The 14,414-nt window shown below is 67.5% G+C and carries 13 protein-coding genes and 3 pseudogenes; 10 read left to right on the forward strand and 6 right to left on the reverse strand.

All coding sequences use genetic code 11. The annotated features are described in order from the left end of the window. The first annotated feature begins 228 nt into the window (after positions 1-228). The 3 genes and pseudogenes from CCS01_RS20250 to CCS01_RS20260 all read left to right on the forward strand — a co-directional run. Positions 229-978: a response regulator transcription factor gene (locus tag CCS01_RS20250; RefSeq protein WP_104520592.1), complete on the forward strand. Its 750-nt coding sequence runs from the start codon at positions 229-231 to the stop codon at positions 976-978. After that, a complete protein-coding gene (locus CCS01_RS20255) occupies positions 965-2,428 on the forward strand; it encodes a sensor histidine kinase (RefSeq protein WP_158258509.1) in 1,464 nt (487 codons plus the stop codon). Before CCS01_RS20250 ends, CCS01_RS20255 begins: the two co-directional genes overlap by 14 nt. A 25-nt stretch (positions 2,429-2,453) precedes the next feature. Further along, positions 2,454-3,128 (forward strand): annotated as a pseudogene (locus CCS01_RS20260) (winged helix-turn-helix domain-containing protein); the annotation flags it as partial. A gap of 400 nt (positions 3,129-3,528) precedes the next feature. Here the strand turns inward: CCS01_RS20260 and CCS01_RS20265 are convergent. From CCS01_RS20265 to CCS01_RS20275, 4 genes and pseudogenes are all read right to left on the reverse strand, one after another. Then, entirely contained in the window at positions 3,529-3,831 is a 303-nt protein-coding gene (locus CCS01_RS20265) for a YXWGXW repeat-containing protein (RefSeq protein WP_104520580.1), read from the reverse strand. A gap of 86 nt (positions 3,832-3,917) precedes the next feature. Further along, the gene (locus CCS01_RS20270) at positions 3,918-5,003 is read right to left on the reverse strand and encodes a dihydroxy-acid dehydratase domain-containing protein (protein WP_408887499.1); all 1,086 of its coding nucleotides are present in this window, start codon (positions 5,001-5,003) and stop codon (positions 3,918-3,920) included. A gap of 100 nt (positions 5,004-5,103) precedes the next feature. Next, positions 5,104-5,538 (reverse strand): annotated as a pseudogene (locus CCS01_RS35370) (dihydroxy-acid dehydratase domain-containing protein); the annotation flags it as partial. 46 nt (positions 5,539-5,584) lie between these two features. Continuing rightward, complete coding sequence (locus CCS01_RS20275) at positions 5,585-6,478, reverse strand: YihY/virulence factor BrkB family protein (protein WP_239992327.1); 894 nt, start codon at positions 6,476-6,478, stop codon at positions 5,585-5,587. A 413-nt stretch (positions 6,479-6,891) separates the two neighbouring features. Between CCS01_RS20275 and CCS01_RS36180 the strand changes: the two are divergent. Then, a pseudogene (locus tag CCS01_RS36180) lies at positions 6,892-7,230 on the forward strand (pentapeptide repeat-containing protein); the annotation flags it as partial. 323 nt (positions 7,231-7,553) lie between these two features. On the opposite strand, the gene CCS01_RS35375 reads toward CCS01_RS36180, so the two are convergent. Then, on the reverse strand, positions 7,554-7,955 hold the full coding sequence (locus tag CCS01_RS35375; RefSeq protein ID WP_239992328.1) for a hypothetical protein: 402 nt from the start codon (positions 7,953-7,955) through the stop codon (positions 7,554-7,556). Positions 7,956-8,446: 491 nt separating this feature from the next. On the opposite strand from CCS01_RS35375, the gene CCS01_RS20285 reads away from it, so the two are divergent. Beyond that, entirely contained in the window at positions 8,447-8,968 is a 522-nt protein-coding gene (locus CCS01_RS20285; protein WP_104520583.1) for a ferritin-like domain-containing protein, read from the forward strand. An 89-nt stretch (positions 8,969-9,057) separates the two neighbouring features. Here CCS01_RS20285 and CCS01_RS20290 read toward each other — a convergent pair whose 3' ends face one another. Continuing rightward, a complete protein-coding gene (locus CCS01_RS20290) occupies positions 9,058-9,723 on the reverse strand; it encodes a class I SAM-dependent methyltransferase (RefSeq protein ID WP_204848369.1) in 666 nt (221 codons plus the stop codon). A 365-nt stretch (positions 9,724-10,088) separates the two neighbouring features. Between CCS01_RS20290 and CCS01_RS33025 the strand changes: the two genes are divergently transcribed. From CCS01_RS33025 to CCS01_RS20310, 5 genes are all read left to right on the forward strand, one after another. Next, a complete protein-coding gene (locus tag CCS01_RS33025) occupies positions 10,089-10,400 on the forward strand; it encodes a hypothetical protein (RefSeq protein WP_158258510.1) in 312 nt (103 codons plus the stop codon). Positions 10,401-10,708: 308 nt separating this feature from the next. Continuing rightward, positions 10,709-12,766, forward strand: coding sequence for a DUF4142 domain-containing protein (locus CCS01_RS35765; RefSeq protein WP_104520584.1), 2,058 nt, complete (start codon positions 10,709-10,711; stop codon positions 12,764-12,766). 523 nt (positions 12,767-13,289) lie between these two features. Further along, positions 13,290-13,592 (forward strand): STAS domain-containing protein, encoded by a 303-nt coding sequence (locus CCS01_RS20300; protein WP_104520585.1) that lies wholly within the window; start codon positions 13,290-13,292, stop codon positions 13,590-13,592. Continuing rightward, positions 13,592-13,957 (forward strand): response regulator, encoded by a 366-nt coding sequence (locus tag CCS01_RS20305; protein WP_104520586.1) that lies wholly within the window; start codon positions 13,592-13,594, stop codon positions 13,955-13,957. Before CCS01_RS20300 ends, CCS01_RS20305 begins: the two co-directional genes overlap by 1 nt. 2 nt (positions 13,958-13,959) lie before the next feature. Beyond that, the coding region (locus CCS01_RS20310) for an Hpt domain-containing protein (RefSeq protein WP_193540155.1) at positions 13,960-14,414 on the forward strand (455 nt) is incomplete at its 3' end.

The following is a 14,414-nucleotide window of genomic DNA, read 5'->3' on the forward strand; positions in this document are numbered from 1 at the left end:
TGCCGCACGGCAACAAAAACCAAACTCGGGCTTAGAATTCCAGCCAGAACCTTATATATTCCTGGCGCAAGCGTTCATGGGCAATTATGAACGCATTGTTAGAAATCCCACCCGGAAAATTAACTGTCCGGCGGCGAAGGTGAACGCTAATTACGAATGGTGTATCTTAACGATGGCGCATCTGATGTCACCCGGTCGCATGACCACCCCCAGCGTCAGGAGCCGTTCATGAGTTCCGGAGTGCGCACCGCCTCGCCGATCGCCGGCTCCTCCAGGGGGCCGCAAAAGGCAGCCGCGCCGCGCGCCCGGATCTTGCTGATCGAGGATGATCCGGAGATCGCCGACGAAGTCGTCAGCGAGCTAACCGACCGTTGCTACCAAGTCACCTGGGCGGCGACCGGCACGCAGGGCGCGGAGCAGGCGCGCCTCGGCAACCACGACCTGCTGATCTGCGACGTGATGCTGCCGGGGTGCGATGGCCTGACCCTGGTCAGGGACCTGCGGCAGGATGGATTCCGCATGCCGGTGCTGATGGTCAGCGCGCTCGACGCCGTCAGCGACCGCGTCGCCGGCCTGAAGACCGGTGGCGACGACTACGTGGTGAAGCCCTTCGCGCTCGCGGAAATCGCCGCCCGGATCGAGGCGCTGCTGCGCCGCCCGCAGGAAACCCGCGCCACGGTGCTGCGCGTCGGTCCGCTGGAACTCGACCTGATCGACCGCGTCGCCCGTCGCGGCGACCGGGTCGCCGCCCTGTCCAAGAGCGAATTCAAGCTGATGGAATACCTGATGCGCCGTCCCGGCCAGGTCATCACCCGCGAGATGCTGCTGGAAGGCGTCTGGAACTACCGCGTGCTGCCGCAGACCAACCTGGTGGACGTCCATGTCGGCCAGCTTCGGCGCAAGATCGATCCGCAGGGCGGCGAGCCGATGCTGCTCAGCATTCGCGGCGTCGGGTTCATGCTCCGTGATCCGGGCTAGGCTGCTGCGTGCCGGAACGTTCCGGCTCTCGCTGATCTTCGCCGGCCTGTATCTGTTGTCCGGGCTGGCGCTGTTCGCCGTGATCACCTGGCGGACCACGCGCTTCGAAACCGCCCGCATCAGCGCGTTCATCGTCACCGAGGCGGACTCGATCGCGCAGGGATCGCCCGAGGAGGTGACCTGGGCCGTCCGCACGCAATTCTCCCACCGGCCCCGGGGCATCTACCACAACACCATCCTGTCGGCGCTGTTCGCCGCCGACGGCCGGTTGATCGCCGGCAATCTCGGCGTCGTGCCCGGCGACCTGCCGGCCGATGGCGAGGCGCATGCGATCGTGCGTCCTGTCGTCTCCGGCGCGGCAGACGACGATGCCATCATCGCCGTCGCCCGGCGCCTGCCCGATGGCCGCCTGCTGGTGCTTGGGCGCGGCGTCGGCGTTCTGGTCAGCCTGGAGAAGATCATCGCCGGCGCGCTGATCTTCGGCGCCATCCCGGTCATCGCCCTGGCCCTGGGCACCGGCTTCTGGATCAGCCGGCGGGTGCAGCGCCGCGTCCGCGGCGTGACCCAGGCAATCGAGAGGGTCATGCAGGGCGCCGTCCACGAACGGCTGCCGGTCGCCGGAGACGCCGACGACCTGGACCAGGTCAGCGCCGGCGTGAACCGCATGCTGGCTGCGATCGAGCGGCTGCTGGGCGAGGTACAGGGGATCAGCAACGACATCGCGCACGACCTGCGCAACCCGCTGGCGCGCGTCCGGACGATGCTGGAACGTGGCCGCAACAAAGCCGCGACGACCGAGGAAATGGGCGCGATCCTGGACCGCGCGATCGCCGGCCTCGACCACGCCCAATCCATCATCACCGCGCTGCTGCGCATCGGCGAGATCGAAAGCGGCCGACGCCGCGCCGGGTTCCAGGTCGTGGACCTGACCGCGGTCGCCGAACTGGCCGCCGAACTCTACGCCCCGCTCGCCGAGGAAAACCGCATCGGCTTCACCTTCGCCGCGGACGACGGCGCCAGCATCCCGGTGTTCGGCGACCGCGAACTGCTGACCGAAGCGGTGGTCAACCTGCTGGACAACGCCATCAAGTACACGCCACCCGGCGGCGAGGTGCGGCTCGAGGTCGCCGTGACCGCAGCGGGACCGGTCGTGCGGGTGGTGGACAATGGCCCGGGCATTCCGGCGCAGGAACGCGCGAACGTGCTGACGCGGTTCTACCGGCTTGAGAAGTCGCGCGGGATCAAGGGCAACGGGCTGGGCCTGAGCATCGTGCTGGCCATCATCGAGCTGCATGGCTTCGGCATCAGCCTGGCGGACGCCCGGCCGGGCTGCGTGTTCGAGATCCGCTGCCGCACGCCGGCCGGGGTGGCACTTCATCCCGGTGCCAGATCAACCACCGTCCCGGGTCCGGCAGGCCGAACCGGCACCCTTCTGGAAGCCGGGGTCTGACGGCCCGAACAGCTGGACATCGACGATGCAACTTCTGGTCATTGACGCAGACAAGGAAATCGCTGCGGCCATCCGGCGCGGCCTGCATGACGCCGGCCACATCGTGGAGCTTGCCGACAACGGGCGCGACGGCCTGTTCATGGCCGCCAGTGACCGATTCGATGTCGTGATCCTGGAACGCGCGCTGCCCGGCGAGATCGATGGGCTGAAGCTGGTCATGACCTTGCGGTCGCACCAGAACCTGGTTCCCATCCTGATGCTGTCCATGCTGGCCTCGGTGACCGACCGGATCGAGGGGCTGGAGGCGGGATGCGACGACTATCTGCCCAAGCCGTTCGACATGACCGAACTGGCCGCCCGGGTCGAGGCCCTGAAGCGGCGCGATCACCGCGAGGCGCGCCCGAGCAAACTGGTGGTCGAGGACCTGGAACTGGACCTGCTGACGCGGGAGGTGCGGCGCGCCGGGTGCAGGATCGACCTGCTGCCGCGGGAGTATCTGCTGCTGAACTACCTGATGCGCCATGCCGGCCAGGTGGTGACCCGCACCATGCTGCTGGAGAACGTCTGGAACTACAATTTCTATCCGCAGACCAACGTGGTTGACATGCAGGTGTCCTGCCTGCGGCAGAAGGTGGACAAGCCGTTCCCGCGACCGCTGATCCATACCGTGCGGCGCGCCGGCTACATGATGGCGGCGGACCACCGCCGCGAGCCGGCCGCCGCCCCGCCACGGCGCCGCGCCGCGCCGACGAAGCCGGAATGGCCGGCGCCCCGGCCATCCCGCTCCGCGCCACGGACCGGGCCCGCCCGATGGAAGGACAGCAAATCCAGCGGTTCCGAACCGCAACCAGGGTGACGGAACGCCGGCGTCCCGAGCCGGGCGCGGCGTTCCGGTTTGGGACAGCGGCTTTCCGTTGCCGGCGGCCTGGCGTTCGTCACGTTTCGCAACCAGCCTCAGGGGCCGGACACCAGGCCGATCGGCTGTTTCGGTGCCGGGGACCGTTGCCATGCCGGGTGACCGCGTGACGGGGCCAACCGGCATGGCAGGCGAAACCCGAGCCGGCGCGTTCCCGCCCGGGCAGGAACGCGCTCGCCTGCCGCTACTCCCAGTGCGCCGGACGCCAGACCCAGCGGCCCTCACGCGGCGCCCAGAACCAGCGGCCTTCCTCCCAATGGCCGTGGTGGTGCCAGGCCGGCACGTAGCGCCCGCCGATCCAGACGTAGCGGTAGCCGTCCCAGTGCCAGTGGCCGGGCTGCCAGACCATCGGCCCGCCGGGCGGCGGCGGCACCACCTCGGCGCGGGGCGGCGGGATCGGCGCGTAGCCGGGCGGCGGCGGAGGCTGCGCCCGGGCGCTTCCCAGCCCGATCAGAAATACCGTTGCCCCAATCAGCAGCCAACGCATCGATAACACTCCCTTGCCGGACGATCCGGTCTATGACACCGGCGCCTGTAGCCCAAAGTGCCGAAACGTAACAGGCACCAGATGGCTCAGATATCGGCGTAACAATGGGTCTCGGCGTCGGTGCCGGGATGCGTCACCGCGCCCAGGTGCGCCGGGCCGACCAACTGGGCGTATTTCCAGATGGCGCCGCTGTTGTAGTCGGTCTTGCGCGGCGTCCAGGCCGCCTTGCGCGCCGCCAGTTCGGCGGGGGGCACCAGCAGGTCGATCGTGCCTTTCCCGGCGTCGATCACGATCCGGTCGCCGTTCTTCACCAGGGCGAGAGGCCCGCCTACCGCCGCCTCCGGCCCGACATGGCCGACGCAGAAGCAGCGGGTGGCGCCGGAGAAGCGGCCGTCGGTGATCAGGGCCACCTGCTCGCCCATGCCCTGGCCGTAGATCGCGCTGGTGGTGGACAGCATCTCGCGCATGCCGGGGCCGCCTTTCAGGCCTTCATAGCGGATGATGATGACGTCGCCGGCCTTGCAGGCGCGGGTGTCGACCGCGGCGGAGGCTTCCTCTTCCGAGTCGAAGCACAAAGCCGAGCCCTCGAACCGCTGGTGTTTCAGCCCGGCGACTTTCACGATCGCGCCGTCCGGGGCCAGGCTGCCCTTCAGGCCGACTACCCCGCCGGTGGGCGACACCGGGTGGATCACGTCCTGGTCTGCTGGGAACGCCACATCCCTGTGGTTCTCGGCCAGCGTCTTGCCGGTGACCGTCAGGCAGTCGCCGTGCAGCAGCCCGCCGTCGAGCAGCGCCTTGATGATCACCGGGATGCCGCCGGCGTTGTGCACGTCCGGCGCGACATATCTGCCGCCCGGCTTGAGATCGGTGATGTACGGCGTGCGCCGCATGATCGCCGCCACGTCGTCGAGCGTGAAGCGGATGCCGGCCTCGTGCGCGATCGCCGGCAAGTGCGGCGCGCCGTTGGTCGAGCCGCCGGTGGCGCCAACGATGACTGCCGCATTTTCCAGCGCCTTGCGGGTGACGATGTCGCGCGGGCGGATGGTGCGTTGCAGGAGCTGCATCACCGCCCGGGCGGACTCGACGGCGTAACGGTCTCGGTCCTCGTACGGCGCGGGCGCGCCGGCGGAGCCGGGCAGGGCGGGGCCGATGGCTTCCGACACCATCGCCATGGTGTTGGCGGTGAACTGCCCGCCGCAGGCGCCGGCCGAGGGGGCAGGCGACGCATTCCAGCTCGTGCAGGTCCTCGTCCGACAGGGTGCCGGCGGCGTGGCGGCCGACCGCCTCGAACAGGCCCAGCACGGTGACGTCGCGGCCCTTGTAGGTGCCGGGCAGGATCGAGCCGCCATACATGAATACGCTGGGGATATTCAGCCGCAGCATCGCCATCATCATCCCCGGCAGCGACTTGTCGCAGCCGGCGAGGCCCACCAGCGCGTCGTAGCAGTGGCCGCGGGCGGTGAGCTCGACGCTGTCGGCGATCGGGTCGCGGGAGACGAGCGAGGACTTCGTGCCCTGGTGGCCCATGGCTATGCCGTCGATGACGGTGATGGTGGTGAATTCCCGAGGTGTGCCGCCGGTCTCGGCGACGCCCTTCTTGACCGACTGCGCCTGGCGGTTGAGCGCGATGTTGCAGGGGGCGGCCTCGTTCCAGCAGGTGGCGACGCCGACGAAGGGTTGGTTGATCTCGTCCTGGGTCAGGCCCATGGCGTAGTAGTAGCTGCGATGGGGGCGCGGGTGGCCATGCCGCCAATCATGATGCGGGTTCCCGCGCGCTGGCGGCCTGGCCGATGCGCTTGCCCCGGTGCGCTGCGAAGACCTTGGTGAATTCGGCGCCGAGCAGGAAGATCTGCGCGGAATAGTACAGCCAGATCAGCAACACGATGACCGAGGCCGCCGCGCCATAGCTGGTCACGATGGCGCTGCTGCCGATGTAAAGACCAATCAGGTACTTGCCGATGGTGAACAGCAGGGCCGTTACGACGGCGCCGATGCGGACATCATGCCAGCTGATGTCGCAATCCGGCAGAACCTTGTAGATGGCGGCGAACATGACGGCGATCAGGCCGAACGACACCGCCATATAGGCGATCCGCAGCAGCGCGTGGCCAAACGGGATCACCGTATCGATGGTGTTGCCGACGGCCGTCAACACCGCGCTGATGATCAGGGACACCAGCAGCAGGAAGCCCAGGGTGGCAACCAGGCCAAGGCTGGCCGCACGCGCCTTGATCATGCGGGTTACGGTGTCGCCCTTCGGCTGCGCGCGCCAGATCACGTTCAGCGCCGTCTGCATCTCGACGAACACGCCCGAGGCGGTCACGATCAGGGCAACGAGCCCGATCGCGCCCGCGAGAATGCCTGAGGAAAAATTCGCCGCGCCCTTCAGCGCCGACTCGATCAGTTCGGCGCTTTGCCGCCCGATCAGCCCGGTCAACTGATGCACGATCGCGCCCTGTGCGGCATCCCTGCCGAACGCCAGTCCCGCGATCGCCACCACGATCACCAGGATCGGCCCGAGCGACGTGACCGTGTAATAGGAAATGGCCGCGCCGCGCGTCAGGTCTTCGTCCTCGACATACGCATAGATCGTGTCGCGCAGAATCGTATAGACCCGGTTCTTGCCGAGGCTATCCATCACCGTCATTGGCTGGCCCCGTTATGGATGACAGGCAGATCGACCGTGCCGGCCCGATGCGCTCCTGATGCCGCTGCGCTGGACAGGCTGTCCCGGTTCCGCCTCGGCAGGTCCGTCTCGGGGACAAATTCCTGGTCGCCTGATGTGGCGACTGCGGGCGTGGCGACGATCGCGGATGTCGCCATTAACGATCCGACACAAAAATTGCGCACGCCGACCTCCGGTGAGCCTGCGGTGAACGACGTGGAACGACACGCGGTTGCCTGCGCGCGGGACGACGTGACTGTGTTGCCGTCATCTGGCCGCCGATAGCCGAAGACACGCGTTCGGCCGGTCAGGCGTGCCGCGGTGACACCAACCGGCATGAAGGTGGGCCCTTGGGAGGATGGAACGCCGGCTGGTGTCCCGTCGATTCTGCGCACATGCCAATCGGCGCCAGCGCCGCGTGGTATCATTGGGTTCCGGCGTCAACGAACCTTGTCAGCCAGGCGCGTATCCATACCGATATTGCGGTGCATAATAGACCGGCGGCGGATAATATCCGGGCGGAGCGTAGTAAGCGGGCGGCGGGTAGTAATAGACCGGCGGCGGTGGATAGTAGAACGGAGGCCCGTAAAATCCGAACCCCGGCCCCCAGCCGCCGTAGCCGCGCCAGCCTCCGCCGTACCAGCCGCCGCCGCGCCAGCCGCCGCCACGCCAGCCTCCGCCGTGCCAGCCTCCGCCGTGCCAGCCTCCGCCGTGCCAGCCTCCGCCGTGCCAGCCTCCGCCGTGCCAGCCGCCCCCGCCACCGTGCCATGCTGCCTGGGCACTGGCGATGGACAGAGGCAGGGCCAAAACGACAACCGTCAATCGACAGGCGGTCAACCTGCGGAACGTGGTCATGGCGTGCACTCCCGGCAACCGGCGTGAAGCCTGAGCCGTATCATATTAACCTACGTGGTGTCGCCGGCTACCGCCTTGATACAGATCATGGCGAGGTGATCTTCGGCAAGTCGGCCATCATCATCCCACGCAGCCGGGCGGGGGAAGTCCATCGCTGTGGCGGAGCACCGGGCCGCCGGGTCCGGCTCGCCGGCTCGCAAGCTTATTGCCGCGCGCGGTCAGGGCCGGATCCAGGCGGCGAGTCGGGCGGGACAGCCGGTTTCGCCTGCCGCTTCCGCGGTGGCGTGGCGGCCGGGCCCGGCGCCGCCGGCCGTTTACCGGGCGCTGATGCGCGATCGGTCGCTGTGGTGTCGGGCGCCTCGCCCGTCTCACGGCTGGCCCGTCGCTTGCCGGGTTTCGATGCAGCGGCGCGGGCAGGAACGGAACCGCGCGGAGGCGTCCGGCGGTGCGCCAGCTCGGACCATGTCATCAGGCCGGCCAGCAGCAAGGCGTAACCGCCGCCGATCAGCACAGGACTGAAGGGCAGGACGAGAAGGCCGTAGCCGATGCCGCCAACCACGAGGATGGCGGCCAGATTGCGCAGGAACACAGTAAGAACGGTCATGTCGCAAGGAAGCCGATGACGGCCGGGTCCGCCGATTCAATTCTGCCCGATGTGGGAGAACACAAGCGGGAACGCCAACCTGTGCCATGCCGGTTCCGCAGGCGCAAGAACCGGCCAGCGCGGGCTGCGAGGCGCCGGTCAGCCGCGTCGGATCGGATGCATCGCCAGCCCGGTCGCGGCCGCATGCCTGCCACGTCGCCGATGGCCTGCCGCGGGAACCAGGGATCATGGTTGGAAGCACCGGCCGGATACGGCTATCGTTTGGCTTGACGCCACGTCGGCTTCGTCCGGCAAATGCCGCACCTGAATATTCCAAACCGCAATATTCCTGCAAGGGACAGGAAGAAGCCGGCGTCCAGTAAAGCGAAGTATTGCAGGTTGCCGTGCATCCCGTATATGCTGCTGTGCAGCATCAATGTGTTGTGTGGGCGACAACTGGCCGCGCCGCACCGTGTTGGAAAGGCATCTCGCACAAGCCATTGGAGTGCGCCATGTCCGCCGCCGTCCCAGGCAAAGCCAGGGATATCTATATCGTCGGCCTGCGAAACCAGCATGCCGTCGAGAACCAGGCCATCGAGCTTCTCGAACGCCAGATCGGCCGCCTGAAGAACTACCCCGAAATGGAGGCCCGGATGCGCCAGCACGTCGAGGAAAGCCGCGCGCAGGCCCGCCGGCTGGAAGATCTTCTGGCCCGGCACGACACCAGCCACTCCGGGCTGAAAGACACGATGATGTCGCTGGTGGGCAACCTGGCGGCCCTCGGACACACCCCCGCGCCGGATGAGGTGCTGAAGAACACCATGGCCAATTTCGCCTTCGAGCACTATGAAATCGCCAGCTACAAGTCGCTGCTGACGCTGGCGGACCTGGCCGGCGAGGGCGGGGCGCGCGCCGCGCTGCAAACCTCGCTGCGCGAGGAAGAGCAGATGGCCGCCTGGATCGCCGAACACATCGGCCCAACGGTGCGTCGTTACGTCGAGCGATCAGCCTCCGGCCAGACCGCCGGCGTTTAGCGGGAGCCGATGCTGGCGGCGCGGCCGGCGCTGGATGCGCCGTCTCGTCACTTTACCAGACCGTTCCGAATCCGCTCCAGGCGCGCCCGTCAGGCTTTGATGACACGGCACTTGCCGCTGTGGAACTCGAACCCGGTGTGCGGCACCTGCGCCAGGAAGTCATTGACGGCACGGAACACGTCCGGCCAGCCGGTGCCGTTTTCGTTATAGTCGTCACCGATGAACACGCCTCCCTGGCGCAGCACGGGCCACCACTGGATCAGGTCCATCATAACCGCTGCGTAATCATGCCCGCCGTCGATGTGGATCATGTCGGCGGAAATGCCGAAGGCGGAGATCACGTTGCGCGCGTTGACCGAGTCGAGCGGCAGGGGAACGACGAAATCCTGCACGCCATGATGGATGACATTGGCCGCGAATTTCTCGAACAGGTGCGGGTAGCCATTCACGAAGCACAACTCTTCATGCCAGTGCGGCTGCACCCAGTGGTCCCATGAGCCGAGCCAGGTATCCACCGCGATCACGGCGCCGTCGATGCCGAGATCCTTCAGCCTGTGCGCCATCGTCAGTGTCGATCCGCCCTTCCAGACGCCGACCTCGATCACCACCCGCGGCCGTATCGCCTCGATCGTGCTGCCGAGGAACGGGTGCTGCGACTGCCAGCCCTGCGAGTCCTCGGCGATCAGCCGAATGGGAAACCCGGCCAGGGGATTGGCGCCTTTCCAGAGCTTTTGGCGAAGCTCGTCGATCATCATTGCTGTCTGCCCCTCATGTGGCCCGGTGCCGCGGCGGCAAGCGCGGGCGTCGGTATAGCGGCGGCCCTCGCGCAAAGTTCCGTGGGCACGACGCGCATCGTCGCCGCCGGGTCCGGCTTGCCGGAAAGTTGGCGGGGAGGTCATGTCACAGTCTGTTCGTTGTGGGACCAAATCATCATGGACGCCCCGATGGACAGGTTTGAATCCGGAACAAGCGGCATCCGGCCGCATGCGGTGCACATTCGCGGGATGCATGCAAACCGCCCGGATGCCGATACTGTTTTTTATATATAAACGCCAGGTTGATCACATTCCACCACGGAGCGGCCGGTGCCGGCGCGGGAACGGCACCGGCGGCAATCCTGGTGGCCAGCAATCCGGACCTGGCGACCGCTTCGCTGCGCCGGCGGCCCATGGTGCCGCGCCTCGCGTCCAGGGCCGGGACGCGCAATGCCGGTGCGGCATGGGGAGGCCAGTGCAAGGCGGCCGCTGGCTTGCCGGTGCCTTGGCGCAAGCCGAAAGACCCGCCGGATTATTGCCCAGATTATTGCCATGAAATGAACAGGCTGTCAGGTCGGATTCCGGACAGCGTGGAACGCGCTCCCTGTATTGCCTTTTGTCATGCTTTGGATATTGGCGCGTCCAGCCGGAAGCCGCATGATGATTTTTTCATGTAATGAACAGTCTTCGGAAAAAATCCATTTCCTGTCAACATCGTGACTGCTTATGACGTCTTTTGCTTTTCATATGATACCGTATTGACGGGGTGCGCCGACCGCGGAAGCCGGCCGCCGCTTGCCGCGGCTCGTGTCGTTGTCCTGAACGTTATTGCCGCCGGCGGAAGCGGCGAGCGCTTCCAGGGACCGTTCTTGTACCGGGTGGTACAATTGCTTACGCCATTTGGCCATTCCTTTATCTTTGTCACGGCAACCCGTCATACTCCCCATCGTAGTAGCGGCCGGTCAACCAACGGAGGATCACGACCATGGCGGCCACCACGACGACTGCATCCGGCACCACGGGTGCCACCGGCGCCACGGGCGCTACAGGGCTAAGCGGCACCACGGGTGCCACCGGCACGACAAGCCCGGGCGGCGCCACCGGGACGTCAGGTGCCAGCGGTGCAACGGGCAGCATCGGCGCCACGGGTGCGACCGGCGTCACGGGCGTTTCCGGCAGCACCGGCGTGACCGGGGCCACCGGCTCCACGCCAACCGGCGTGACGTCAGCGGCCGTGACCTCGCCGATATTCGTACTGCAGCAATCGGCCAGTACGACTCCCCTCAGCAGCCAGGATCAGCAGTTCCTCACCCAGGCCTATTCGGGCGATGTGGCCGAGATTGCCGAGAGCAGGATTGCGACAACCAGCGCGAGCAATCCCGCGACCCAGGTCTTTGCTCAGTGGATGGTCGCGGACCATACCTCCGTCGGCTCGACCTTGACTGATCTCGCCAACCAATTCGGCGTCACGCTCAGCGCTTCGCTCAACAGCCAGCAGGCGCAGGAAATTCAGACTTTGCGCACCCTGGCCGGGAGCACCGGGACGACCGGTTCCACTGGCACCACCGGCACGACCGGCACCACCGGCACCACCGGCTCGACTGGCACCACCGGCTCGACTGGCACCACCGGCTCGACTGGCACCACCGGCTTGACTGGCACCACCGGTGCCACTGGCTCGACCGGGGCCGCGGGCACGACCGGAGGGACCGGCGCCACCGGCATAGCCGCAGCCACCGGCACAACCGGACCCACCCCCACGACGGGCCAGACGACGGCCTTCGACCAGCAGTACGCCCAATATCAGGTGACCGATCACCAGCAGACCCTGGCCCTGTTCCAGCAGGAGGCAGCCAGCGGAACGAACCCGATCCTCCAGCGCCTGGCGCAACAGGCGATTCCTGTCCTCGAAGCGCACCTTGCCGGTGCCGAGCAGCTCGCCAACAGTCTTGGAAGTGGAACCACCGGCACGACCGGCTCAACCGGGACGACCGGCTCAACCGGCACGACCGGGGCAACAGGCGCCACCGGCTCGACCGGGGCCACCGGCGCCTCAGGGGCAACGGGTGGGCTTGGAAGCACCGGCACGACCGCAGCCAGCGGCACATCGGGTGCCACGGGTGGCACAGGCGTCACAGGCGCGCCCACCGCAACCGGCGCAGTCCCCGATCCAACCGGCGCGACCGGAGCCAGCGGCGCCACAGGTGCCACAAGCGCGACGGGCACGACAGGGGCCACTGGGGCAACCGGCGCCACGGGCGCGACCAGCGCCACGGGCACGACTGGCGCGACCAGCGCCACGGGCACGACTGGCGTGACCGGCGCCACGGGCACGACCGGCACCACCGGGGCCACCGGCTCGGTCGGCACCACCGGCGCCACCGGCTCGGCCGGCGCCACCGGGACCACGCCAGCCGGGACGGCGAGCCAGCAGGATACCAGCTTCGTCCAGTTTGCCTCGCAGTACAACCTGACCCAGATGCAGGAAGGCCAGCTGGCCCTGGCCAACAATTCCGACCTCGCCACCAGCGAGCTCGGCCGCTGGGCGATCACCGACAGCGGGGCGAACAACACGGTCCTGCAAAATGTGGCGCAGCAGGCCGGGATCACCCCGGCAACCAGCCCCAGTTCGACCGAGCAGAGCCAGATTACCCAGCTCCAGTCGGGAACGAACGGCGCCTTTGCCTCGACCTATGCACAGACCGACGTAACCAACACGTCCAACGCCCTGATGCAGTTCATCCATGAGGCCTCGGCGGGGCAGGATGCGTCCCTCAAGGCCTACGCACAGGACACCATCCCGCTGCTGTCCCAGCAGCTGAATGCCGCGACCAATCTCGAGCTTCAGCAGCTTGGAACCAGTAGTCTCGGATCCCTGTCGCTCAGCGACCTGTCGCAGGCGCTGTATGGAACGGGCAGCACAACCTCGGGCACCGGCACCACGACGACACCGGCGGCGTCGGCGGCCCAGGTGCTCGGCGCGCTGGGTACGCAGGACCAGGTGCACCCGACCATGTCGATCGTGGGACACGGCATTTCCTGACGGAATGCCCGCAAGCCGCCGGGCGCATGGCTCGGCGGCATCCCACCCGGAGCCACGTCAGAACATGGCCGAGGCCGTCGTCTCCCTCCCGCCAGGGCGGGGGCGGCGGCCGAACCGTCTGGAACGCCAGCCCGCCATGGTCCGGCTTGTTGTATGCGCTTCGCGCATAGCGCCACAAGTCTCCCCCGTGGCCCTCCGTCCCGCTCCCTTCATTCTCTGTGGTTACACGTCCGGACGATACGCCCGCACCCCCGCTGCCAGTGACCCCCAGTGACCCTCAGTCAGCGGAAACGCAGGCCAAACCCTCAGACGAACGCCCCACTTTCCGGCTGATCGCCGCATACTGGCCCGCCGCTCATCGGCCTTCGACCACCGTCGCACGTCCTCCCCGGATCGCCCTCGCCGATAGCCGCCGCCCGTTCACCTTTCCTTAACACTTTCCTGTCATTCAAGGCCCGCCCTCGCATCCCTTGATCGAGGCAGTCGCAAAAGGCGCCGGCACAGGACTCGGGAATGAAGACGCATGCATAGGTCTGCCTTTCGTGACGGCGACACCTTGGCCCTGGCACCGTTGCTCGACGCGCAGGCGGCCGAGGACCTGCTGGGCCAGTTGCGCGAGCGCCTGCTCGCCGGCCTGCCGGTCACGCTCGACGGCGCCGGCGTGGAGCGGGTGGCGACCCCGGCCTTGCAGGTCCTTCTCGCCGCGGCCCGCGAAGCCAGGGCGCGCCGCCTGGCGTTCCGCCTCGCCGCTGCCTCGGATTGCCTGGCGGACGCCCTCGCCAGCCTCGGCCTGCAGGCCGAACTCCCGATCGAAGGATCCGAGTGATGCCCAAGCACGTGCTGATCGTCGATGATTCCAAGACCATGCGGGACATGGTTGCGTTCACGCTGAAGGGGGCGGGATTCAGCGTCACGGAAGCGGAAGACGGCCAGAAGGCCCTGACGCTGCTGCGCGCGACGACAGTCGACCTGGCCATCACCGACCTGAACATGCCCAACATGGACGGCGTCAGCCTGATCCGCGCCATGCGGGCGGACCCGCGCCACCGCGGCGTGCCCATCCTGATGCTGACCACCGAAAGCGACCCGGCCAAGAAAGCCGACGGGCGCAGCGCCGGCGCCACCGGCTGGATCGTCAAGCCGTTCGCGCCCGACAAGCTGATCGAGGTCGCCAGGAAGGTGTGCCCCTGACCATGACCGAAGAAACCGCGGGCTTCGACGGGCTTGAAACCTTCCGCCAGACCTATTTCGAGGAATGCGCGGAACTGCTGGACGCCACCTACGGCTACCTCGCCGCGCTGGAGAGCGGCGACGCCGACGCGGAAACCGTCCACGGGCTGTTCCGTGCCGTTCATTCCATCAAGGGCGGCGGCGGCGCGTTCGGCCTGAAGCGTCTGGTCGGCTTCGCGCACGGCCTGGAAACCCTGATGGACATCGTGCGCGACGACCGCCTCGCGCTTGGGCCGGAAACCCTGCGCCTGCTGCTGCGCGCGGCCGACATGCTGGCGGACCTGGTGAACGGCGCCCGCACTGGCCAGGACCTGCCGGTGGGCGCCGAGGACAGGCTGCTGCGGGAACTGGCCGCCGCCGGCGACGTCCAGGCCGAGCCGGCAGCCCCCAGGGAAACCCCCAGGGAAACCCCCACGGA

The sequence above is a fragment of the Rhodopila globiformis genome, assembly GCF_002937115.1.
In the GTDB taxonomy this organism is placed as follows: domain Bacteria; phylum Pseudomonadota; class Alphaproteobacteria; order Acetobacterales; family Acetobacteraceae; genus Rhodopila; species Rhodopila globiformis.

Coding starts and splice junctions, on each gene's coding strand:
- CCS01_RS20250 (WP_104520592.1), top strand. CDS start 229: ATGAGTTCCGGAGTGCGCACCGCCTCGCCGATCGCCGGCTCCTCCAGG.
- CCS01_RS20265 (WP_104520580.1), bottom strand. CDS start 3,831: ATGCGTTGGCTGCTGATTGGGGCAACGGTATTTCTGATCGGGCTGGGA.
- CCS01_RS20270 (WP_408887499.1), bottom strand. CDS start 5,003: ATGGCGATGGTGTCGGAAGCCATCGGCCCCGCCCTGCCCGGCTCCGCC.
- CCS01_RS20275 (WP_239992327.1), bottom strand. CDS start 6,478: ATGACGGTGATGGATAGCCTCGGCAAGAACCGGGTCTATACGATTCTG.
- CCS01_RS35375 (WP_239992328.1), bottom strand. CDS start 7,955: ATGACCGTTCTTACTGTGTTCCTGCGCAATCTGGCCGCCATCCTCGTG.
- CCS01_RS20285 (WP_104520583.1), top strand. CDS start 8,447: ATGTCCGCCGCCGTCCCAGGCAAAGCCAGGGATATCTATATCGTCGGC.
- CCS01_RS20290 (WP_204848369.1), bottom strand. CDS start 9,723: ATGATGATCGACGAGCTTCGCCAAAAGCTCTGGAAAGGCGCCAATCCC.
- CCS01_RS35765 (WP_104520584.1), top strand. CDS start 10,709: ATGGCGGCCACCACGACGACTGCATCCGGCACCACGGGTGCCACCGGC.
- CCS01_RS20300 (WP_104520585.1), top strand. CDS start 13,290: ATGCATAGGTCTGCCTTTCGTGACGGCGACACCTTGGCCCTGGCACCG.
- CCS01_RS20305 (WP_104520586.1), top strand. CDS start 13,592: ATGCCCAAGCACGTGCTGATCGTCGATGATTCCAAGACCATGCGGGAC.